The 21,186-nt window shown below is 67.6% G+C and carries 17 protein-coding genes, 1 tRNA gene and 2 pseudogenes; 11 read left to right on the top strand and 9 right to left on the bottom strand.

Annotated features, from left to right (window positions below; all coding sequences use genetic code 11):
- Positions 1–131: 131 nt before the first annotated feature.
- The 5 genes from QUE79_RS14855 to QUE79_RS14835 all read left to right on the top strand — a co-directional run bounded on the left by QUE79_RS14855 (position 132) and on the right by QUE79_RS14835 (position 5,818).
- Positions 132–1,763, top strand: coding sequence for a hypothetical protein (locus QUE79_RS14855; RefSeq protein WP_286343770.1), 1,632 nt, complete (start codon positions 132–134; stop codon positions 1,761–1,763).
- An 82-nt stretch (positions 1,764–1,845) separates the two neighbouring features.
- A complete protein-coding gene (locus tag QUE79_RS14850) occupies positions 1,846–2,265 on the top strand; it encodes a hypothetical protein (RefSeq protein WP_286343769.1) in 420 nt (139 codons plus the stop codon).
- Positions 2,266–2,293: 28 nt separating this feature from the next.
- Positions 2,294–3,115, top strand: coding sequence for a DUF1684 domain-containing protein (locus QUE79_RS14845; protein WP_286343768.1), 822 nt, complete (start codon positions 2,294–2,296; stop codon positions 3,113–3,115).
- A gap of 80 nt (positions 3,116–3,195) precedes the next feature.
- A complete protein-coding gene (locus QUE79_RS14840; protein ID WP_286343767.1) occupies positions 3,196–4,830 on the top strand; it encodes a bifunctional 3'-5' exonuclease/DNA polymerase in 1,635 nt (544 codons plus the stop codon).
- A 457-nt stretch (positions 4,831–5,287) separates the two neighbouring features.
- Positions 5,288–5,818 carry a DUF3145 domain-containing protein gene (locus tag QUE79_RS14835; RefSeq protein WP_286343766.1) on the top strand — a complete coding sequence of 177 codons (531 nt, stop codon included), beginning with the start codon at positions 5,288–5,290 and terminating at the stop codon, positions 5,816–5,818.
- A 94-nt stretch (positions 5,819–5,912) separates the two neighbouring features.
- On the opposite strand, the gene QUE79_RS14830 is transcribed toward QUE79_RS14835, so the two are convergent.
- From QUE79_RS14830 to aceE, 6 genes and pseudogenes are all read right to left on the bottom strand, one after another.
- Positions 5,913–7,148, bottom strand: coding sequence for a beta-ketoacyl-[acyl-carrier-protein] synthase family protein (locus QUE79_RS14830; RefSeq protein ID WP_286343765.1), 1,236 nt, complete (start codon positions 7,146–7,148; stop codon positions 5,913–5,915).
- A gap of 100 nt (positions 7,149–7,248) precedes the next feature.
- Entirely contained in the window at positions 7,249–7,497 is a 249-nt protein-coding gene (locus QUE79_RS14825; RefSeq protein WP_066280333.1) for an acyl carrier protein, read from the bottom strand.
- Between the two features lie 103 nt (positions 7,498–7,600).
- Entirely contained in the window at positions 7,601–8,617 is a 1,017-nt protein-coding gene (locus tag QUE79_RS14820; RefSeq protein ID WP_286343764.1) for a beta-ketoacyl-ACP synthase III, read from the bottom strand.
- A pseudogene (locus QUE79_RS14815) lies at positions 8,614–9,536 on the bottom strand (ACP S-malonyltransferase). Before QUE79_RS14815 ends, QUE79_RS14820 begins: the two are co-directional and overlap by 4 nt.
- 79 nt (positions 9,537–9,615) lie before the next feature.
- A complete protein-coding gene (locus tag QUE79_RS14810) occupies positions 9,616–10,902 on the bottom strand; it encodes a PucR family transcriptional regulator (protein ID WP_286343763.1) in 1,287 nt (428 codons plus the stop codon).
- Positions 10,903–10,909: 7 nt separating this feature from the next.
- Entirely contained in the window at positions 10,910–13,654 is a 2,745-nt protein-coding gene (gene aceE, locus QUE79_RS14805) for a pyruvate dehydrogenase (acetyl-transferring), homodimeric type (protein ID WP_286343762.1), read from the bottom strand.
- Between the two features lie 267 nt (positions 13,655–13,921).
- Between aceE and QUE79_RS14800 the strand changes: the two genes are divergently transcribed.
- The 5 genes and pseudogenes from QUE79_RS14800 to QUE79_RS14780 all read left to right on the top strand — a co-directional run bounded on the left by QUE79_RS14800 (position 13,922) and on the right by QUE79_RS14780 (position 15,971).
- Positions 13,922–14,395 (top strand): peroxiredoxin, encoded by a 474-nt coding sequence (locus QUE79_RS14800; protein WP_286343761.1) that lies wholly within the window; start codon positions 13,922–13,924, stop codon positions 14,393–14,395.
- A gap of 126 nt (positions 14,396–14,521) precedes the next feature.
- A pseudogene (locus QUE79_RS14795) lies at positions 14,522–14,710 on the top strand (VOC family protein); the annotation flags it as partial.
- On the top strand, positions 14,632–14,922 hold the full coding sequence (locus QUE79_RS14790; RefSeq protein WP_350271709.1) for a VOC family protein: 291 nt from the start codon (positions 14,632–14,634) through the stop codon (positions 14,920–14,922). The pseudogene QUE79_RS14795 and the gene QUE79_RS14790, both read left to right, overlap by 79 nt.
- A gap of 45 nt (positions 14,923–14,967) precedes the next feature.
- Positions 14,968–15,040, top strand: a tRNA-Val gene (locus QUE79_RS14785).
- A 31-nt stretch (positions 15,041–15,071) separates the two neighbouring features.
- Positions 15,072–15,971, top strand: a complete 900-nt coding sequence (locus QUE79_RS14780) for an alpha/beta hydrolase fold domain-containing protein (protein WP_286343760.1) — start codon at positions 15,072–15,074, stop codon at positions 15,969–15,971.
- A 31-nt stretch (positions 15,972–16,002) separates the two neighbouring features.
- On the opposite strand, the gene QUE79_RS14775 is transcribed toward QUE79_RS14780, so the two are convergent.
- From QUE79_RS14775 to QUE79_RS14765, 3 genes are read right to left on the bottom strand one after another with little or no spacing between them, the layout of a single operon-like run.
- Positions 16,003–16,491, bottom strand: coding sequence for a MarR family winged helix-turn-helix transcriptional regulator (locus QUE79_RS14775; protein WP_286343759.1), 489 nt, complete (start codon positions 16,489–16,491; stop codon positions 16,003–16,005).
- A 55-nt stretch (positions 16,492–16,546) separates the two neighbouring features.
- On the bottom strand, positions 16,547–17,719 hold the full coding sequence (locus QUE79_RS14770; protein ID WP_286343758.1) for a hypothetical protein: 1,173 nt from the start codon (positions 17,717–17,719) through the stop codon (positions 16,547–16,549).
- On the bottom strand, positions 17,608–19,530 hold the full coding sequence (locus QUE79_RS14765; protein ID WP_286343757.1) for a glycosyl hydrolase: 1,923 nt from the start codon (positions 19,528–19,530) through the stop codon (positions 17,608–17,610). The genes QUE79_RS14770 and QUE79_RS14765 overlap by 112 nt, the downstream gene beginning before the upstream one ends.
- A gap of 211 nt (positions 19,531–19,741) precedes the next feature.
- Between QUE79_RS14765 and QUE79_RS14760 the strand changes: the two genes are divergently transcribed.
- On the top strand, positions 19,742–21,085 hold the full coding sequence (locus tag QUE79_RS14760; RefSeq protein WP_286343756.1) for an MFS transporter: 1,344 nt from the start codon (positions 19,742–19,744) through the stop codon (positions 21,083–21,085).
- Positions 21,086–21,186 lie beyond the last annotated feature (101 nt).

Here is a 21,186-nt window from a genome sequence, read left to right as displayed (position 1 = left end):
TCCCCAGGGCGGCTGCCGTCGCCGACCTCGCAGAGCGCCTGAGAGGCACTGGTCGGTCCGTGCACGAGGCGGGCGCGGGCATCCTCGAGGCGTGGCGGCCGATCTCGGCGCACTACGAGTCGCCCGAGGCGATGGAGCTCTTCGTTGCGATGAACCCCGTCGAGCGCGTGACGACCGAGCACGCCGACGTGCTGACAGCTCTGGGCGGCGTGATCGATTCGTTCGCGGCCGAGGTTCGGCTGCTCGAAGCGAGACAAGACGCTCTCCTGCGAGAACGCACGCAGTTCGCGGTCGACAAGCTCGCGATCACACCGCCGGAGGCCGACTGGCGTGAGAACGCCGACCTCGTGGATCGAGAGCACGCGTTGCGGAAGGCTTACGATGCCATCGCCGCGGGTCTGAGCGAGGCCGAAGACAGGGCCGTGTCCCAGATCAACGCTCTCGCCCGTGAGACCTATCGCATCTCGGCGGGCTCGAGCCTCTTCCCGGCGGCACTGACGGGAAGCGCCGCGTGGGCCACCGTCCTCGCGTCCTTCGACGAGGGAATCGAGTCGACAGGCATCGGCTTCCTCGAGTCGCTGCTGCGCAAGTCGAACCTCAGCGAGTGGGCGGCCGCCCACCCCGAGCGACTTCGCGCGCTGCTCGATGCCGCGCCGTCCGCCGACCTCGTCCGAGAGTGGTGGTCGACACTCGACGACGACGCGCACGAAGCTCTCACTGCCGGTGTTCCCTTGCTCGTCGGCAACCTCAACGGCATTCCTCTCGGCGACCGCGCCAAAGCCAACAATCTGAACATCGAAGCCGAGATCGCACGCCTCCATCGCCTCAACGCCGATCTGACCACCCGGTACGGCTACGACGACCACTACCGCCGGATCCCCGGCACCGTCGCCTTCGCCCCCACCATCGCCGCGAACACCGCCCTCATCGCGAGCTACGGCCTCCTCCTCCACGATCCGAAGGCGATTGTGCGGCGCGACAGTTCCGGAACCGCGCGTCCCTTGAATCCAGCTGTCGTTATCGCTTTCGATCCCGTCGGAGAGTCCTTTATTCACTACATGGGGCACCTCGATGCCACGACAAAGGAGCTACCCGTGACCACCACAAATATTGGGGTCCTCGTGCCAGGAACGATGTCAAATGCCAGCAATTGGAGGGCGGATCTCTTTCGGGCGAGCAACGTCCTCAAGGCGCTTCCTGACACCGGCGACGCCGGAATGTTCACATGGGTTGGCGGACACTTCCCCCAGGGCCTCGATGCCGCGTCGTCACGTGACTCCAAAGTCCTCGGACCGAGGCTGGCGGACTTCGTGAACTCTGTGCGTCCGACGACGACCGCTGCACTGACAGGAATTGGTTACAGCTACGGTGGAGCTGTCCTCGGAATGGCGGAGAAACACGGTGTGCAACTCGATCGTTCGGTGTCCGTGGCCGGGGCCGGTCTTGGGAACGGAGTCTCATCCGTTGTCGATTACCCCTCCTCATCACGGATCCCGCACTATTCGTTGATGGCGCCCGGCGACATGTTGGTCGGGCCGAGTCAGGGATTGCAGGCAGGAATCCTCGGCCACGGCGCAAGTCCCATCAATCCGGCATCGGGTTTCATACGACTTGATACGGGATGGAATGATGACGCAATCGGGCAAACCTCCGGGCCGGTCATGGGCCACAGCGGCGTTTGGCAACGGGGTTCAACGAGCGTCATGCAGGTCGCCAGGGTCCTTAACGGGGAACCCGTCGCCTTGCACGGCACGCATGAATAGGGCACCTAGAAGTTGGGGGCTGCTTCTCGTCGGCACCCTCTTTTTCACCGGATGCAGCCCTCGGAACGAAAGGGACCAGGCCATGCCCTCTTTACAACAAACGCAGGAAGACGCTCATCGTATTGTCGACACCATCGCTGCGTCCCTCCCGCTCCATGGACAAAGCGCAAAGGTGGTCACGGCTGATCTGAAGTCCCAGTGCGACGATTCCGGAAACTTTCACCAGTGGATTTACGACGTTGCGGTCGAGTACGAGCGTGACATGGACGTAAAAGCCCACGCCTTGAAGGCTATTTCGGACCTCGAAGGATCCGGCTGGCGCGTCCAGGACCGTGGGCAGGAAGAGACCACGGTCAATTTCACGCTGGTTCCCACATCCGACGAGGAGATGACCCATGGGAATATCACCATCATGGTGGGCAATGGCAAATGGCCCATCCCTCCGAATATCGAGATCGGTTATGGAGGCCCCTGCCTCCAAGCAATCGCAGACGGGAATTGAACGAGCGGCTCGGAGCGTTGGCAGAGACATGAACGAGATCGCACAGCTCGAACGCTTCCATGAGCGTCGCATCGAGCGGGCCACGGGGCCGCAGGGGTCGCTGGCCCTGACGAACACGCAGTGGGTCGACTCCGAGCAGCCGATCTGGGGAGTTCCAGGGGTCTGGGCGCCCGGGCCGCAGGGGTTGGGTGGGCTGACGCTCACCGCGACGGCGGCCGACGGCATCGAAGTCGACGACTCCCCGGTCGACGGCACGGTGTACGTGGCAGGCGACGACGCAATGACCCCGTCGACCATCCGCTTCGGTCAAGGAGTCACAGGGACGGTCATCGCCAACGACGACCGCACGTCCTATGCGCTGCGCGTCTGGGATTCCTCGTCCGACGGCAACCAGCAGTTCGGCGACATCTCCCGCTTCCACTACGACCCCTCGTGGGTCGTGACAGCCGAGTTCGTCCCCACCGAAGCCGGCACGGAGGTCGACATCCGCCATCAGAAAGACCTCGACCTCAGCCGGCCGAAGCCGCTCCCCGGACTGATCCGCTTCAGCCGCGACGGGGTCGACTACGAACTCGCCGCCTTCCCGTCCGGCGACGGCGACCGTCTGCAGCTCGTGTTCGGCGACGCGACGAACGGCGACACGACCTACTCCGTCGGTCGCTTCCTGTTCCCGGTGCCCAACGGAGACGGGACGATCACGCTCGACTTCAACCGCGCGATCCTGCCGCCCTGCGCGTTCTCGTACAACTTCAACTGCCCGATCCCGCCCAAGCAGAACCGCTTCGGCGTGCCGATCGAAGCGGGCGAGCGGAACGTCCTCGCGAAAGACGGATCCCTCCTGCACGACTGACGCGACTCGCAGAGCCCCGCGTCCCTCGCGCAGCGAGCGGCACCGCCCGACTCGGACACGAGGCCCCTACACTCGAACACGTGTTCACCCTGCTCGTCCGACGCGCCGACGAATCCGTCGACGTCACGACGATCACTCGTACCGACGACGGCCGGTTGAACCCCGGCGAGACCCTGCGTATCGACACCCGCGACCTTCCGGCGATCATCCGCGAGGGCGAGCAGGATGCCACGCGCTGGGTCTGGGACGACACCGCACGGTGGTACCCCCGGCTCCTGGCCGCGGGGCTGCCCGTGGTGCGCTGCGTCGACCTGCGCCTCGTCCACGCGATCCTGCGAGCATCGGCCTTCACCACAGGGTCGACGATCCACGCGTCCCCGCGCGGTGCCTGGGACACCGCCCAGGCGGCCGCCGTCGACACGTCCGCACTCTTCGTCGTCGAACCCGAGTCGCTGCCCGATCCGCTGGGCGAGTTCCTTCGTCAGCGCGACGCCATCGAAGGCAGCCCCCAGCGGGCGCGACTCGAACTGCTCGCCACCGCGGAGTCCACGGGTGCCCTGATCGCCGCCGAGATGCGGCACGCCGGCATCCCCTGGTCGGCTGCCCGGCACGACCAACTCCTCACCGCCGCTCTCGGCCCGCGCCCCGCGGCCGGCGAACGCCCCGCGAAAATGCTCGAGGCTCTCGCCGAGGTCCGCGCCGCCCTCGGTGCGCCCGACCTGAACCCCGACTCACCGGCCGAACTCATCCGTGCGCTTCGCACCGCCGGCCTCCAGGTGTCGTCGACGCGGCAGTGGGAACTCAAGAACCTCGAGCACCCCGTCATCGAGCCGCTGCTCCGCTACAAGAAGCTCCAACGACTTCTCGTGGCGAACGGCTGGTCGTGGCTCGACAGCTGGGTTGCCGGCGGTCGTTTCCGGCCGGAGTACGTGCCGGCAGCCGCCGCGACCGGGCGCTGGGGCACCTCCGGCGGAGGCGCGCTGCAGCTACCGCGAGCGGTGCGCGGAGCGGTCATCGCCGACCCCGGCTGGTCCCTCGTCGTCGCCGACGCGTCCCAGCTCGAGCCACGCATCCTCACGGCGCTCTCCGGCGACACCGCGATGGCCGAGGCGGGGGCAGGAGACCTCTACGAGGGCATCGTGGCGTCGGGCGCCGTCTCGACCCGCGCGGAGGCGAAGGTGGCCATGCTCGGTGCCATGTACGGGGCGACTCAGGGCGACGGAGGCCGGTTGATGCCGCGGCTGACGCGCGCCTTCCCGCGCGCGATCGCCCTGGTCGAGGAAGCGGCCCGGACCGGTGAGGCCGGGGGAGTCGTCTCGACCCTCCTGGGGCGCACCTCACCGCCTCCCGGCGTCGCCAGCGAGGAGCTGCCGCCCGAGATGGGCCGGCCCGACGTCGACCGGGGCATGCGCGCGTGGGGGCGCTTCACTCGCAATTTCGTCGTCCAAGGAACGGCGGCCGAGTGGGCCCTGTGCTGGATGGGCGCTCTCCGACGCTCCCTTGCGGGGCGGTTCGGCCGAGGCGACGACGCGCCTCACCTGATCTTCTTCCTCCACGACGAGGTCGTCGTCCACTCGCCGTCGTCCGAGGCCGCGGAGGTCGCCACGCTGGTGGAGGAGGCGGCCGCCGAAGCAGGACGCCTGCTCTTCGGGGGCGCCCCCGTTCGCTTCCCGGTGACCGTCGCCACGGTCACGGCGTACTCCGAAGCGAAGTGAACGCGTCAAAGGGCGACGTCACGCACGTGGCCACGGCGACCACGGCCGATCCTGCCCTCGATCTTTCGATCACCCGGCGCGTGCTTCCTCGTCGTCGACGAATGGGAACGCCTCGTCTGGTCGACCGCCCTCGTCAGTGGCTGGCGTCCGTCTGCTCGGCCGTTCAGCACCGGCGTCTTCGCGGTCACGGACCACCCCGACGGCACCCTCGACACGGCTTCCGCCCCGCACAAAGTCGAAGCAGATCGCGCCCGGCACGACGAGCTCGGCTTCGTCGAGGGCTGGAATTTCGTCACCGACCAGCTCGCAGCGTCGATCGAATAGCACCTCGGCCGCGGAGCCGCACGACACGCGCGTAAGTACACCCTTGTGATTACCAGGCAGGGTCGGTCATAATTCTCGATAGAGCACCGTTGAATTCCATTCACAGGTCGATGGGGAAGTCGCACCTAACCGAATGGAGCTTCACGTGGCTGCACAAACGAAAACTGCGTCGAGCGCGCGGGGCGTGCTGTTCGTTCACTCGTCCCCTCGTGCTTTGAGCCCACATGTCGAGTGGGCTGCTGGTCGCGCCCTCGGGCGCGCCGTGAACTTCACCTGGGGCGATCAGCCGGCGCTGAAGGGCTCGCTCCGCACCGAGTTCTACTGGGAGGGCCCGGCAGGTACCGGCGCCCAGATCGCTTCTGCCCTGCGCGGCTGGGAGCACCTCCGCTACGAGGTGACCGAAGATCCGTCCGCAGGCTCCGACGGGGGTCGCTGGATGCACACGCCCGACCTGGGCGTCTTTTACGCGCAGACCGACTCCGTCGGTAACACGGTCATCCCCGAAGACCGGGTTCGCTACGCCATGGAGATCGCCGGATCCAACGCGCTCGAGCTGCACCGCGAGTTGCGTCTCGCACTCGGCCAGGCCTGGGACGACGAGTTGGAGGCCTTCCGCCACGCCGGTGAGGGCAACCCCGTCGTCTGGCTGCACAAGGTCGGCTGACGCCGCCCGCGACACGACCCCCGGTTACGGCGCAGTGCTCTCGTCCGCGGACGGAAGCGGTGGCCGAAACCGGGGGTTTTGTGTGCGGTGGCGACTAGACCGTCTTGAACGCGATGACGGCGTTGTGCCCGCCGAAGCCGAACGACGTCGAGATCGCGACGAGGTCGCCCTCCGGAAGAGCCCGCGGTGAGGTGACGAGGTCGATGTCGATCTCGTCGTCGGTCTGCGTGGTGTTGATCGTCGGCGGGGCGGTGCGGGTGTGCAGCGCCTGGACCGTGAACGCCGCTTCGATGGCGCCGGCACCGCCCAGGAGGTGACCTGTCGAGGCCTTGGTCGCCGACAGGGCGACCTTGGGCAGGTGGTCGCCGAAGACCCGCAGGAGCGCGTGGTACTCGGCGATGTCGCCGACGGGGGTCGAGGTCGCGTGAGCGTTGATGTGCGCGACGGACTCGCGCGACACGCCGGAGGCCTCGAGCGCCATGACGACCGCGCGAGCGGCGCCCGTGCCTTCGGGATCGGGAGCCGTGATATGGAAGGCGTCGCTCGTCACGCCGCCGCCCAGCACCTCGGCGTAGATGCGGGCGCCCCGGGCGAGCGCGTGCTCCTCGGTCTCGAGCACGAGCGCCCCGGCGCCTTCGCCGAGAACGAACCCGTCGCGGGTGACGTCGTAGGGGCGCGAGGCGGTCGCAGGATCGTCGGTGCGCGTCGACAGGGCGTGCATCGATGCGAACGCGGCCAGGGGCAGCGGGTGGATCGCCGCCTCCGAGCCACCCGTGACGACGATGTCGGCGTGCCCGAGCTGCAGGTGCTCGTACGCGTTGACGATCGACTCCGTGCTGGAGGCGCAGGCCGAGAGGACCGTGCGGGCGCCGGCGCGAGCGCCGAGATCCATCGACACGGCGGCGGCCGGGCCGTTGGCCATCAGCATCGGGACGGTCATCGGCAGGACCCGTCGTGGGCCCTTCTCGCGGAGAGTGTCCATTCCGTCGGTCAGGGTCCAGATGCCGCCGATGCCGGTGGCCCAGTCGACCAGGAGACGCTCCGGGACGACATCGGGCGAACCCGCGTCGGCCCAGGCCTCGCGTGCCGCGATCAGGGCGTATTGGCTGGACGGATCGAGTCGCTTGGTCTCTTGACGGGTCAGGACCTCGGACGGGTCGACCTTGACCTGGCCGGCGAACCGGATGGGGAGCTCGTAGCGCTCCGCCCAGTCGGCTTCGATGTTCGAGATGCCGCTCTCTTTGTCGAGAAGGGCCTTCCAACTGTCGGGAAACGTTCCGCCGAGCGGGGTGGTGGCACCGATACCGGTGACGACGATCTTCTTGGTCACGATGAAATCTCTCTGGTTCAGCGCACCTCTCCGAGCGGAGCGGGCGGGGAAAACACCACTCGGCCCGCGTCGAGACGACGCGGGCCGAGTGGAAAACGACTTAGCCCTGCGCCTTGGTGATGAAGGTCACAGCGTCGCCGACGGTCTTGAGGTTCTTGACCTCGTCGTCGGGGATCTTGACGTCGAACTTCTCTTCGGCGTTGACCACGATGGTCATCATCGAGATGGAGTCGATGTCGAGGTCGTCGGTGAACGACTTGTCAAGCTCGACGGTGTCGGTGGCGATACCGGTCTCGTCGTTGATGAGCTCGGCCAGGCCGGCCAGGACTTCTTCGGTGGACTGTGCCATTGTGTTCTCTCCTTGAGGTGTCGTTGTGACCGGGATAAATCCTAGAGCACGCGCTCCGGTCGGCCGCGCGACGCGCAGAATCCGGCGCTGTGGGCCCTTCCGATTACGGAAGGACGACCACCTGCGCGCCGAAGACGAGTCCTGCTCCGAATCCGATCTGCAGGGCGAGACCGCCCGACAGCTCTGGATTCTCGGCGAGGAGGCGGTGGGTCGCGAGCGGGATGCTCGCGGCCGACGTGTTGCCCGTGGTCTCGATGTCGCGACCGATGACCACGGTGTCGGGGAGGCCGAGCTGCTTGGCGAACTCGTCGATGATCCGCATGTTGGCCTGATGAGGCACGAACGCCGCGAGGTCGGACGCTTCGATGCCCGCCCTCTCGAGAGCCTGCTTCGCGACTTTCGCCATCTCCCAGACGGCCCAGCGGAAGACGGTGGGACCTTCCTGGCGGATCGTCGGCCAGGCGGCGGTGTCACCGCTCTCGCGGTACTCGCGGAAGGTGGAGGTCATGCCGATGGTGTCCCACTTGGAGCCGTCCGATCCCCAGACGGTGGGGGAGATGCCGGGGGTCTCGCTCGGACCGACGATCGCCGCGCCGGCACCGTCTCCGAGAAGGAACGAGATCGAGCGGTCGGTGGGGTCGATGATGTCGCTCAGCTTCTCGGCGCCCACGACGAGCACGTAGTCGGCGATGCCCGACTTGATCAGGGCGTCCGCCTGAGCGATGCCGTACGTGTAGCCGGCGCAGGCGGCACCGATGTCGTAGGCGGCGGCCGGGTTGGCACCGACGCGCTCCGCGAGCAGCGTGGCCATCGAGGGGGTCAGGACAACGTTGCTGACGGTCGAGACCAGCACGGCGCCGATCTGGTCGGGCGTGATGCCGGCCTTCTCGATCGCCTCTTTCGAGGCGGCCTCGGCGAGGTCGACGGCCCCCACGTCGCGGCTGGCGCGCATTCGCGTGATGACGCCCGTGCGCTGGCGGATCCACTCGTCGGAGGAGTTGATCGGCTCGATGATCTCCGAGTTCGGCACGGTGAGGTCGCCCCGGGCCGCGCCCAGGCTCAGGATGCGCGTGAACTCCCGCGTCGGGTTCTGGCGAAGGACGGGATTGGGGTTGCTCATGCTCGTGCTTCCTGCAGGAGGTCGACGGCGGCCTGGAGGTCGTCGGGGGTCTTGATGGCGACCGAAGGAACGCCGCGCAGCCCGCGCTTGGCGAGCCCGGTGAGGGCTCCGGCCGGGGCGAGTTCGATCTGGCCGGTGATGCCGGCGGCCTGGAAGGATTCCATGGTCTTGTCCCACCGCACGGGGGACGCGACCTGCTGCACGAGGAGATCGAGGTACCGCCGCCCCGAGGTCACGAGACTACCGTCGCGGTTGGTCCAGAGAGGGGTCGACGGATCGGCGACGTCGACCGCGGCGGCGGCGTCCTCGAGCCCTGCCACGGCCGGCTGCATGTAGCGCGTGTGGAAGGCGCCGGCGACCTGCAGCGGGACGACCCGCGCCTTCGCGGGCGGCTCGTCGGCGAGAGCGGCCAGCGCGTCGAGGGCGCCCGCGACGACGATCTGCCCGCCGCCGTTGAAGTTGGCGGGCTCGAGGCCGAGGGCCTCGAGTTTCGCGAGGAGTTCGTCTTCGTCGCCGCCGAGCACGGCGCTCATACCGGTCGGGGTCACCGCGGCGGCCGCGGCCATGCCGGTGGCGCGGACGGTGACCAGCTTGACGGCGTCGGCTTCGGAGACGACGCCGGCCAGCGCAGCGGCCGTGAGCTCGCCGACGGAGTGGCCCGCCACGCCCGCGATCAGGCTCGGGTCGACCCGCTCGAACAGGGCGCGGGCGGTGAGCAGCCCCGCGGCGACGATGAGGGGCTGGGCGATCGCCGTGTCGCGGATCGTGTCGGCGTCGGACTCCGTGCCGTGCGTGACGAGGTCGACACCGGAAGCGTCCGAGAGCTGCTCGACGAGTGCGCGCGAGTCGGGATCAGCGATCCAGGGGTCAGAAAGCCGGGGGTCTGAGAACCTTGGCCCGGAGCTACGAGAACGATCACCGGTCTATCCTGCCAATCATCAGCGGCTCCGCGGTGTGGCGACTCGACCAAGAATCGACGAAACCGTTGTAGGTCGCACTCACTTCGTCGGGCCGTGCGTCTTCGGGCGGCCACTGCTCACGGGCTTGCCCTTCGCCTCGGGGTGCCCGATGGACTTCGGTCGCCCGCTGGGAGCGTCCGGGTCGGCGATGGAGCCCAGGATCAGAGCGGACTGCAGGATCAGCGCCTCGCGCGCCCCGGTCGCATCCCAGCCGATGACGTCGGTGACTCGTTTCAGGCGGTAGCGCACCGTGTTCGGGTGCACGAACAGCTCGCGCGCCGTGGCCTCGAGCGACCGGCCGTTGTCGAGGTAGCACCAGAGCGTGGTCAGGAGCTCGGAGGAGTGCGCTTTCAGTGGCCGGTAGATGCGGTTGACGAGTGTCGAGCGGGCGACGGGATCGCCGGCGAGTGCCCGCTCGGGCAGAAGGTCGTCGGCCAGGGCCGGTCTCGGGGCGTTCCGCCAGGCGCGTGCCACCGCGAAGCCCGCGAGGGCGGCCTTGGCGCTGCCCGAGGCGTCGACGAGACCGGGAACCTCGTGACCGAGCACGAGAGGGCCGTCGCCGAAGCCCGGCTCGAGTGCCACTGCGATGTCGGTGAAGCTCGGCCGCGGGTGGGTGCTCGTCTCGGGCTCGTCGTGCTCGTCGTCGGCCCGGCCGATGACGAGCACGAGTCGCGAGCCCTGGACGCCGATCAGGACGTCGGCGTCGAGGTGACGCGCCGTGCGGCGAAGGACGTCGACGTCGAGCATGCGGGGAGCCGTGCCGACGAGGACCGAGACCTCGCCGTGCCCGTGCCAGCCGAGCGCCGCGATCCTGGACGGAAGTTCGTCGTCGTACTCGCCGCTGAGGATCGAGTCGACCACGAGGGCTTCGAGGCGGGCGTCCCACAGGCCGCGCGCCTCGGCGGCGCGGGCGTAGACGTCGGCGGCTGCGAAGGCGATCTCACGCGAGTAGAGGAGGATCGCCTCGCGGAGGTAGCTGTCGCCGTCTTTGACCCGATCTTCGACGACCTCGCAGGTGACCCGGATCAGCTGGAGCGTCTGCTGGAGGCTGACGCTCCGGAGGAGCTCGCGGGGAGCCGCTCCGAAGACGTCGGCCGCGATCCAGGGAGTCGACTTGGGGTCGTCGAACCAGCTGATGAACGAGGTGATTCCGGCCTGGGCGACGAGCCCGACGGCGGAACGCCGCCCCGGCGGCATGGAGCCGTACCAGGGCAGCGTCTCGTCGAGCTTCTTGATGGTCGCCGTGGCGAACTCACCCGACACGGTGCGCAGCCACGCGAGCGTCTTCTGCTTCGCCGCAGGGTCTTGCGCGCGCGCAGCGCTCACGCGCGGATCAGCTCTCGCCGCCGGCCGAACCGGAGGTGCCGGCGGTCACTTCGTGGAGCTGGTACCGGTCGATCGCCTGCTGGACGACGCTCGGGTCGACCTCGCCGCGCTTCGCCAGGGCCTGCAGCGTGCGGACCACCATCGACGGACCGTCGATCTTGAAGAAGCGACGGGCCGCCGGACGCGTGTCGGAGAATCCGAAGCCGTCGGCGCCGAGCGTGTAGTAGTCGTTCGGCACGAAGGCGCGGATCTGGTCTTGCACGGCGTGCATGAAGTCGGACACCGCGATGACCGGCCCCTCGGCCCCTTCGAGCCGCTGGGTGACGAACGGCACCTTGGCTTCTTCACCCGGGTAGAGGAAGTTGTGCTCGTCGGCGGCGAGACCGTCGCGGCGCAACTCGGTCCAGCTGGTGACGCTCCAGACGTCGGCCGCGACGTTCCAGTCTTCGGCCAGCAGCTGCTGCGCCTCGAGGGCCCACGGCACGCCGACACCCGAGGCGAGCAACTGAGCGCGCGGCCCGAGGTTCTCCGCCGCCTTCAGCTTGTAGATGCCGCGTTCGACGCCCTCGACGTCGAGGCCTTCCGGCTCGGCCGGCTGGTGCATCGGCTCGTTGTAGACGGTCACGTAGTACATGACGTTCGGGTCGCTGTGCTTGGGGTTGCCCGCCTCGTCGACGCCGTACATGCGGTCGAGGCCTGCCCGGACGATGTGACCGATCTCGTACCCGTACGCGGGGTCGTAACTGACCACGGCGGGGTTCGTCGAGGCGAGGAGGTGCGAGTGACCGTCGGCGTGCTGCAGGCCTTCACCGGTGAGGGTGGTGCGGCCTGCCGTGGCGCCGATGATGAAGCCGCGCGCCATCTGGTCGCCGGCCGCCCACATGGCGTCTCCCGTGCGCTGGAAACCGAACATCGAGTAGAAGACGTACACCGGGATGAGCGGCTCGCCCTGCGTCGAATAGCTCGTGCCCGTCGCTGTGAAGGCCGCGAACGCGCCCGCCTCGTTGATGCCGACGTGGATGATCTGCCCCTGCGGGCTCTCCTTGTAGGCCAGGAGCTGCTCGCGGTCGACCGAGGTGTAGTGCTGCCCGTTGGGGTTGTAGATCTTGGACGTCGGGAAGTAGGCGTCCATACCGAAGGTGCGAGCCTCGTCGGGGATGATCGGAACGATCCGGTGACCGAAGTCGGGGGACCGCAGCAGGTCTTTCAGCAGACGGGCGAACGCCATGGTGGTGGCGGCCTCCTGTTTGCCCGAGCCCTTCTTGGCGATCGCATAGGCCGAGTCGTCGGGCAGCGTGATGGCCGTGTGCTTCGTGCGCCGCTCGGGGATGTAGCCGCCGAGGTCGCGACGGCGGGCCTGCAGGTACTCGATCGCCTCGTCGTTCTGACCGGGGTGGTAGTACGGCGGCAGGTAGGGGTTCTCTTCGAGAGTCGCATCCGTGATCGGGATGCTCATCTCGTCGCGGAACTTCTTGAGGTTGTCGAGCGTCAGCTTCTTCATCTGGTGGGTCGCGTTGCGGCCCTCGAACGACGGGCCGAGACCGTAGCCCTTGACCGTCTTCGCCAGGATCACCGTGGGCTGGCCCTTGTGCTCGCTGGCCGCCTTGTAGGCCGCGTAGACCTTGCGGTAGTCGTGGCCGCCTCGTTTGAGGTTCCAGATGTCTTCGTCGCTGTAGTTCTTGACCAGCTCGAGGGTGCGCGGGTCGCGGCCGAAGAAGTTCTCGCGGACGTAGGCGCCCGATTCGGCCTTGTAGGTCTGGTAGTCGCCGTCCGGCGTGCGGTTCATGAGGTTGAGCAGGGCACCCTCGTCGTCGCGGGACAGGAGGGCGTCCCATTCACGGCCCCAGACGACCTTGATGACGTTCCAGCCGGCGCCGCGGAAGAAGCTCTCGAGCTCTTGGATGATCTTGCCGTTGCCGCGGACCGGGCCGTCGAGTCGCTGCAGGTTGCAGTTGATCACGAAGTTGAGGTTGTCGAGGCCGTCGTTGGCCGCGACCTGCAGTTGACCGCGGCTCTCGACCTCGTCGAGCTCGCCGTCGCCCAGGAAGGCCCAGACCTGCTGGTCGGAGGCGTCTTTGATACCGCGGTTGGTCAGGTACTTCGCGACCTGGGCCTGGTAGATGGCGTTGATCGGGCCGAGGCCCATCGAGACCGTGGGGAACTGCCAGTACTCGGGCATGAGGCGCGGGTGCGGGTACGACGAGAGACCGTCGACGCCGTGCGACTTCTCTTGACGGAACCCGTCGAGCGCGTGCTCGTCGAGACGACCCTCGAGGAACGAGCGGGCGTACATTCCGGGCGAGGCGTGACCCTGGAAGAAGATCTGATCGCCGCCCCCGGGGGCGTTCTGGCCGCGGAAGAAGTGGTTGTAGCCGACCTCGTAGAGAGCGGCCGACGACGCATACGTGGAGATGTGACCGCCCACGGAGATGCCGGGGCGCTGCGCACGGTGGACGGTGATCGCGGCGTTCCAGCGGATCCACTTGCGGTAGCGGCGTTCCAGGTCTTCGTCGCCCGGGAATTGCGGTTCGTTCTCGGGAGCGATCGTGTTGATGTAGTCCGTCGTCGGAACCATCGGCACGTTCACGTGCAGTTCGCGCGATCGCGAAAGGAGACTGAGCATGATCTCGCGAGCCCGCTCGTGGCCGTGAGCCGCTACGAGGGCATCGAGCGACTCTTTCCACTCAGCGGTCTCTTCGGGATCCCGATCGAAATCGTCGACCGAATACGGATCCTGATCGTTTACCGACACCCTTGACCTCGTTCGTTTTGTAGATAGACATGATTTGTCGTGGACAGAGTCATGTCGAGCACGTCATCGTCCGGGGTGGGGACGGGTCGAGCCCGACCCCAACCACTCTAGTGACAACCGCTGACGTCGCCTCTCAGATGTCACTCGGCCAGCCGCTTGCTTTCGGCGTGTCCAGGCGTAACATTGCCGATCGTGCCGTCGCCCGGACCGGGGTGTCGAGCACGACGTCCGTCGCCCAGACCGGGAGACGCGAAAGGATCGCTGACCATGGCTCTGGAGAACGACATCCAGGCACCCGACTTCGAACTCCCCAACCAGTTCGGCGAGCACGTCCGTCTCGCCGACTACCGCGGAGTCAAGCCCGTCGCCCTCGTGTTCTTCCCGCTCGCGTTCTCCAGCACCTGCACGACCGAGTTGTGCGCCCTGCGCGACAACATCGGCATGTTCCGCGATCACCGCGTCGAACTGCTGGGCATCTCGGTCGACTCGAAAGCCACTCTGCGGTCCTTCGCCGAGACCGAGGGCTACGACTTCAACCTTCTCGCCGACTTCTGGCCCCACGGCGAGGTCGCCAAAGAGTACGGCGTGTTCCTCGACCACAAGGGCTTCGCCAACCGCGCCACCTTCGTGATCGACCAGGCCGGCATCATCCGCCAGCACTTCGTCACCGCTCCCGGCCAAGCTCGCGATCTCGGCGACTACCGCACCGCTCTCGACGCGCTCGTCCCCGTCGCCGTCTGACTCGCGAATGCCCGTCGCCGTCTGACGCTCGAGGGTGTGCCGAACGATTGGACGGCTTCGTCGGGCATCCCCATCCGGCAGCAGGAGTCACCCGTCGAGAATGCCACCGGCGCTATCCTGGGCCGCATGTCCGAGCCCGTCACCCCTCTCGCCGTCGAGCCGCAGCTCATGTTCACCGGCGACGCCGCCGCCGCGATGGAGCTCTACACGAGCGTTTTCGGTGACTCGGCCGTCGAATCGGTCACGCGTGGCGACGACGGCGGTGTCGTCTTCGCGACCTTCAGCCTCGCCGGCACTCGCCTCCGCTGCATCGATTCGCCCCCGTCCACGAATTCACCTTCACGCCGTCCCTCTCCCTCGCGGTCGACTGCGCGACGGCCGCCGACGTCGATCAGGTGGTCGAGGCTCTGGTCGACGGCGGCGAGGTCCTGATGGAGCTGGGCAGCTACCCCTTCAGCGCCCGCTACGCCTGGATCACCGACCGGTTCGGCGTGTCCTGGCAGGTGGGCGTCGCAGCGGCCGCCTGACCTTCGGTACGATTGGCGGACGCTCCTGCCACCGCGGCAGGCTGCGGGCCTTTAGCTCAGTTGGTAGAGCGCCACGTTTACACCGTGGATGTCATCGGTTCGAGCCCGGTAGGGCCCACCGCGAAACGCTGCCGCCGTAGGCTCGGGCCATGCCCAGCATCGCTGCACGTGCCGTCACGGCCTTCCTCCGAGCAAGTCGAGCCAACGCGACGTTCGTCAGCGCCGCACGGGCGCGTGAGCACATCGAAGACCGCAGCGTCCGGCCGCCGAGCTTCGCGCCGCCCAAGAACCTCGGCGGGGTCGACATCCGTCTCGACCGAACCGGTGGCTGGCCGATCTACACCGTGACGCCGACCACCGGCGCCCCCGTCGGCGCACTCGTGTACGTGCACGGCGGCGCCTGGGTGAACGAGATCGTCAGCCAGCACTGGACCCTGATCGCCCAGCTGGCTACGGAGGCGGACGTCACCGTGATCGTGCCGATCTATCCGCTCGCACCGTTCGGAACCTCGGCGGACGTGGTCGAGGGAGTCGTCGACCTCTTTCTCACGACGCGGGACGAGTTCGGGGCGACGCTGCTCGCGGGAGACTCGGCCGGCGGGCAGATCTCCCTGTCGGCCGCGATGATCCTGCGCGACGAGCACGGTGTCGAGGCGGCCCGAACGATTCTGATCTCTCCTGCCGTCGATCTCTCCTTCGAGAATCCCGACATCCCGGTCGTGCAGCCGTTCGACCCGTGGCTGGCCAAGCCGGGCGGTCTGGTCTACGCGGATCTCTGGCGCGGCGAGCTCGCGGTGACCGATCCGCGGGTCAGCCCGCTCTTCGGCGACGTCACGGGGCTCGGCCCCGTCGCGCTGTTCAGCGGGACGCACGACATCCTGAACCCGGACGCCCGACTGCTCGTCCACCGGCTCCGCGAAGCCCATGTCGACGTCGACTACTTCGAAGGTCAGCAGCAGGTGCACGTGTACCCACTCCTTCCGACACCGGAGGGGCGCGCAGCGAGGCTCGACATCGTCGATCAGGTGCGGCTCGCCACCGGTATCTGACAGCGAGCGATGCACGCGACCGGCGGAGGCCTCAGCCGACCCCGGTCGTGCTTTGAGCGTCTTTGGAGAGCCTGGCCAGGGTGCGCCGGAGGACCTCGACGTCTTTCGCGGACCAGTGCGCCAACAGCGCTTCGAAGTTCTTCTTCGAGTTCGCCATGATGCGCTCGCCCAGCTCGCGTCCGGTCGGGGTGAGGGCGAGCAGGATGCTGCGTTCGTCTCCCTGCGACGGGACCCGGACGATCAACCCGGCGGCCTCGAGCCGGTGGGCGATCTTCGTGAGGTTCGCCCGGCCGGTGCCGAGGATCGAGGCGAGACGGCTCGGTGAGGTGGCACCGCGGTAGCTGAGCTGGTTGACCACCAGGAACATCGGCATGTCGTCGACCGGGAACTCGATGGCGGCCATGACGGCTCGGCGCACCTCCTGGCTGTCGGCCCAGTGGACGAGCGAGGACAGCGACACGCGCAGGTCGAACGGATCCGGATCGATCACCGGACCGAGGTCGATCTCGCCCCCCGCCACGGGTCGATCCTGCTTCGGTCGTGCCACCGTCGTCCCCACTTCTCTCGCTCGAACTCTAGCGACGCTGCAGCGTGACCGGTCCCACCAGGCCGTGGTCTCGGACCACGGTCCGCTGCATGGCTTCCGGGCTGCCCGTGATCTCGGCGAAGACGTCGGGAACGCTGTCGTAGTAGCCGCGAGCGAGGAGACGATTGTTCAGCGAGCTCGCGACGCGCACGACGACGGTGTTGCTGCCTGTCCGGAGGTCGTCCGTGACGTCGACGACCGGGTGCGAGGTGTCGAATCCACGCGGGTCGGCGCCGTTGATCCGGACCGAGCCGAGGCCGCCCGACGTCGAACCGAGGTCGAGGACGTACCGTGCGCCCTCGGCGAGGGTCTCGACGGTGAACTCCGTCGAGTACTCGCCGACACCCGACACGGACGGGCCGACCTCGGGGATGTCCTTCCACGGACGCAGGGCCCCGGAGCCCGCATCGAGGCGCGTGACCGCCGTCAGCGGCCGCACCTCCCGCGACGTGTAACCCAGTCCGCGGTCTTCGGTGATGGTCTGGAGTTCACCGGCGTCCCAGCTCTCCACGGCGATGTGCCACTCGGACAACGTCGCCACGGGCACCGGCACCGGCACGGTCACGGTGCGTGTGGCGGAGGTGGGCGCGGCGACGGCGGGCGCTGCGGATCGGTCGAGGGTGAACAGCGCCGTCTCGCCCGGAGCGAGCTCGATGCTCACGATGGTTCGGCCACCGTCGACGCGGGTCTCGCCGTACGGCTGCAGGGACCCCGACCAGGCGTCGATCCGGTACACCGTCCCCTCGCCCGGGAGCGCGACCTCGAGTCGCGTCGCGGCTTCGGTCTCGTAGAGGAACTGGTACACGTACAGGTGCAGGAGGTCGCCGTCCTCGCGAAGGTGCGAGAGGACACTGCGGTTCTCGGCGACGAATTCCGCTCGACCGGTCACGCCGAGCGCGCGAAGGGCTTCGACGGTGTCCGCCGCGTCGTCGACCTCGGTCACCGTCGGCAGGGCGAGCAGCTCGGTGACGGTGGCCGCCAGCTCGGCGTCGCGTCCGTCGAGCCCGGGCGTGCGCGCCGCCGCACGCTCGTGTTCGGTATAGCTGTTCGTCAGGAGCTGCTTGAGCTCCTTCGTGCCGTGCACGAGGACGATCCGGGCGCCTGCCGATGCCAGCTCGACGAGGCGAGCGGCGACATCAGGATCGAGAGCGCTCTGGAACACGAGGAGCGCCTGGTAACCGGGGCCCTCCGGCTGCACCGTGGTGTCGCCCTCGGCGTCGCGGCCGAGCACGACGTCGTCGCGCAGGAGGAGCGAGCCGTCGAAGAACTCGTAGGTCCAGCCCGCGTCCTGCATCCCGAGATCCTGCCACCAGTGGTTCTGCCGGTCGCGCATCCACGCCTTCCCGTAGAACTCCTCGTCAGCCGTCCGGTTGCCGTCCGCGTCGAGGAACACCATCCCGGAGGCGTTGTCGGTGAAGTGGTCGGTGTGCAGGATTCCCACGTCGATGCGCGGTTTCCCCTGGCGCAGCACGTACTGGTAGCGACCCAGCGCATCGTTCCAGAGGGGTAGAACTCGGAGGCCGGTTGCCGGGTGTCGAACCGCTCCGAGAACATGTTCCACATGCCCTCGTGTCCCGGCCACTCCGTCACGCCTTCGGCTCCGGCGGTGCTGGCCCAGCCGTGGAGCACGGTCTTGGTGATGCCGGCGGCCAGCTGCGTGGCGATGATCTGGTCGTAGAACCGGTGGTCGAGCATGTGGTTGCGCGTGGTGGCGCCCGTCTCGGACGAGTACTGCTTCCCGAAGAGGTGTGCCGGGCCGGCGAGCAGTCGGTACGCGTCGATCTGCGACGCGAACTCGAGCGACTCCGTCTCGATCCCGTCGACCTCGGGACCGGGCCGGGTCAGCTCGAACGGGAGGCCGTAGCTGATCTCCGACCGGAGCGTCATGCCGTTCTCGTGCAGGAAGGCGGCGAACGGCCGGATCATGTTCTCGATGTACAGATCGGTCAGAGTGCGGACGTAGTCGAAGCGGACCTTCTCGACCGTGTCGCGCTGGGAATCGAGCGGCTCGTGGTGGTAAACGGTGCTGGAGGCCATGAAGGGCGCGCTGCGGATCAGGAACGGCAGCCAGGGTGCGATCTCGTACCCGCGACGCTCGCGGAACTCCCGGGCGACGTTCGGCCCCCAAAACAGGCCGCCGGCACCGTAGGTCGACAGCTCGAGCGAGTCCATGTACATCTGAGCTCGCGGGTTCTTGGCGATCTGTTCGCGCAGCTCCGGCGTCAGGACGACGGTCTTCCAGTAGTCGATGACGGCGTCGACGCCGGCGCGCTCCACGTAGTTGACGGTCCAGTTGGTCGTTGCCGACGGTGAGGCGGTCTGCCCGGTTCCGTGCGACCAGAACGAGAAGAGAGACCAGGATCCTGCGCCCGGCGCCGTCCAGTCCAGCGCCTCGTCGCGCACGAGGTCGGTCAGATCGAGCACGGAGTCGACGTCGAGGACCGAAGCGGCGTCGCCTGTGACGCCTGATCGCCGGACGGCCACGACCGCCACGAGGTCCTGGTTCCGGATCACGCCGCGGTGCCCGGGGAGGGCTGTTTCGGCGGTAGACGCACCGAGATCGATCTTCGGCAGGGGGCCCGTGCGAGAGCTGCCGGCCTCGAGGTCCTCGGTGACGACGTCCAGTTCGCGAGCTGCGGCGGGGTGGTCGGCGTCGATCGTGGGGAGGTTCGCGTTCGACCAGTTCGTTCCCGACGTGAAGCTGACCGACATCTTCCGCGCCGTCGTCTCCTCGACGACGAGCTGCGAGTCGTGCACCCACTCCTCCGAGCCCCATCCATAGCGCGAGTGATCGATCTCGTCTTCGTCCATCGCCAGGAACTCCATGCCGCCGAAGCCGAGGCGGTGGGCCGTGTCGATCTCGTGGCGGATGGTCTCGTCGGTGTGCAGGCCCTCGGCCAGCCACCACCGGAGCTCCGGGCGGAACTCGATGGCGGGCTTGATGAGGTGCCTTGCGATGTCGTCGATCGACATGGTGTTCTCCTTCGAACTGTCTCGACCGAGACTAGGAAGATCGCCTGCCCCTGTCAATGTCCTCAGGACACTGCTTCGTTTCTGACAGAAATCTGATTTTGCCGAGAACGTCTTGCGGTTCTCATCGGGCCCGGATATCGTGACGAAGCGTTTGAACCGTTTCATCCGGTTCCTCGGACAGCTTGCTTCACGACGTTCAAAGGAGAACTCCATGACCAGCGCCGCCTCCCTCGCACGCAAAGCGCCCAACCCGTGGTGGGTCGCAGTGATCTCGGGGATGGCGTCGTACATCGACGCCGCCGCCATCGTCAGCTCCGGCACCGCCCTGGTGCTCTATCAGCACTCGATCGGCGTCACGGCCGCCGAGATCGGAGTCCTGTCCGCGGTTCTGACCTTCTGCATCGCGATCGGCGCGCTCTCCGGCGGCCGTCTGGGCGACCTCTTCGGTCGCCGCACGGTGTTCATCGCGACGATGGCCATGACGGTGATCGGTTCCACCACCCTCGTCTTCAGTCCCGCATTCATGGGTCTCCTCATCGGGACGATCCTGCTCGGTCTCGGGACGGGCGCCGACCTCCCCGTCTCCCTCGCGACGATCTCCGAGGCCGCGACGGACGAGAATCGCGGCAAGCTGGTCGTCTTCTCGCAGGTGCTCTGGTTCGCCGGGATCCTCGCCACCTACGCGATCTCGAGCGTCGTCGGCGGGTTGGGCCACCTCGGTGGTCAGATCATGTTCGCGCACGTCGGTGTCGTCGCGCTGATCGTGCTCGTCCTGCGGTTCACCATCCCGGAGTCGACGAGCTGGTCGACCGCGAACGTCGAGAAGAAGGAGGGCCTCAACACCGTTCGCGCAGCCCGCCACGGAATCCGCGACGTCTTCACGCAGAAGATCTTCCTGATCCCGTTCCTCGCGCTCCTCGTCTTCTACACGCTGACCAACCTCGGCGCCAACACCGGCGGGCAGTTCGGTTCGTACGTCGCGGTCAACGTCGTCGGGCTCTCCGTGCAGACCTTCTCCGTGCTGAACCTCATCAGCCTGCCGATCGGCATGCTCCTCGCCCTGTGGTTCGGTCGCATCGTCGACGGTCGTCACAGGATACTCTTCTTCGTCATCGGCGCTGTCGCGTACGTGATCAGCTATGCGCTCCCGGTCTTCTTCGGCTTCTCGCTCGGCACGCTCATCGCCATGCAGGCCTTCAACATCGTCGGAGCGGCCTTCGCCTTCGAGGCGATCATGAAGGTGTGGTCGCAGGAGTCGTTCCCGACCCTGCTGCGAGGATCCGTCCAGGGCACGATCATCGCCGTCGCCCGCGTCGCCGCCGCCATCCTCGCCCTGGTGACGCCGCTCCTGCTGGGCGCGCCCTTGGTCATGTACGGAATCCTGGCCGGACTCGTGGCCATCGGTGTCGTCGTCGGCTGGTTGGCGTTCCACAAGGCGGTCTTCAACGCATTCACCATCGAGGGCAAAGACCTGGCCGACGCCCAGGAGGCCCTCTTCGCGGCAGGGATGCGCGCCGACGCACCGGCCGCCGCCGCTCGGCTCGATCGGAGCTGACGGCGGCACCGCCGGTGTCGGTGGTTCGAGGCAGGATGTGCTCTAGTGGGGCCTGCGGCCGAACCTCGGCCTCGAGGGCACCACGCCCGGAGGAGACACCC

Origin of the sequence: Frondihabitans sucicola (genome assembly GCF_030296615.1) — a bacterium.
GTDB lineage: Bacteria > Actinomycetota > Actinomycetes > Actinomycetales > Microbacteriaceae > Frondihabitans > Frondihabitans sucicola.
The sequence above is the reverse complement of the archived record's forward strand: the minus strand, read 5'-3'. Positions and strand labels throughout refer to the sequence as shown.

Bases quoted from the DNA above. Each gene is read 5' to 3' on its own strand.
- QUE79_RS14855 (WP_286343770.1), top strand. From the start codon at position 132: ATGGAGCTCTTCGTTGCGATGAACCCCGTCGAGCGCGTGACGACCGAG.
- QUE79_RS14850 (WP_286343769.1), top strand. From the start codon at position 1,846: ATGCCCTCTTTACAACAAACGCAGGAAGACGCTCATCGTATTGTCGAC.
- QUE79_RS14845 (WP_286343768.1), top strand. From the start codon at position 2,294: ATGAACGAGATCGCACAGCTCGAACGCTTCCATGAGCGTCGCATCGAG.
- QUE79_RS14835 (WP_286343766.1), top strand. From the start codon at position 5,288: ATGGAGCTTCACGTGGCTGCACAAACGAAAACTGCGTCGAGCGCGCGG.
- QUE79_RS14825 (WP_066280333.1), bottom strand. From the start codon at position 7,497: ATGGCACAGTCCACCGAAGAAGTCCTGGCCGGCCTGGCCGAGCTCATC.
- QUE79_RS14820 (WP_286343764.1), bottom strand. From the start codon at position 8,617: ATGAGCAACCCCAATCCCGTCCTTCGCCAGAACCCGACGCGGGAGTTC.
- QUE79_RS14800 (WP_286343761.1), top strand. From the start codon at position 13,922: ATGGCTCTGGAGAACGACATCCAGGCACCCGACTTCGAACTCCCCAAC.
- QUE79_RS14780 (WP_286343760.1), top strand. From the start codon at position 15,072: ATGCCCAGCATCGCTGCACGTGCCGTCACGGCCTTCCTCCGAGCAAGT.
- QUE79_RS14765 (WP_286343757.1), bottom strand. From the start codon at position 19,530: ATGTCGATCGACGACATCGCAAGGCACCTCATCAAGCCCGCCATCGAG.
- QUE79_RS14760 (WP_286343756.1), top strand. From the start codon at position 19,742: ATGACCAGCGCCGCCTCCCTCGCACGCAAAGCGCCCAACCCGTGGTGG.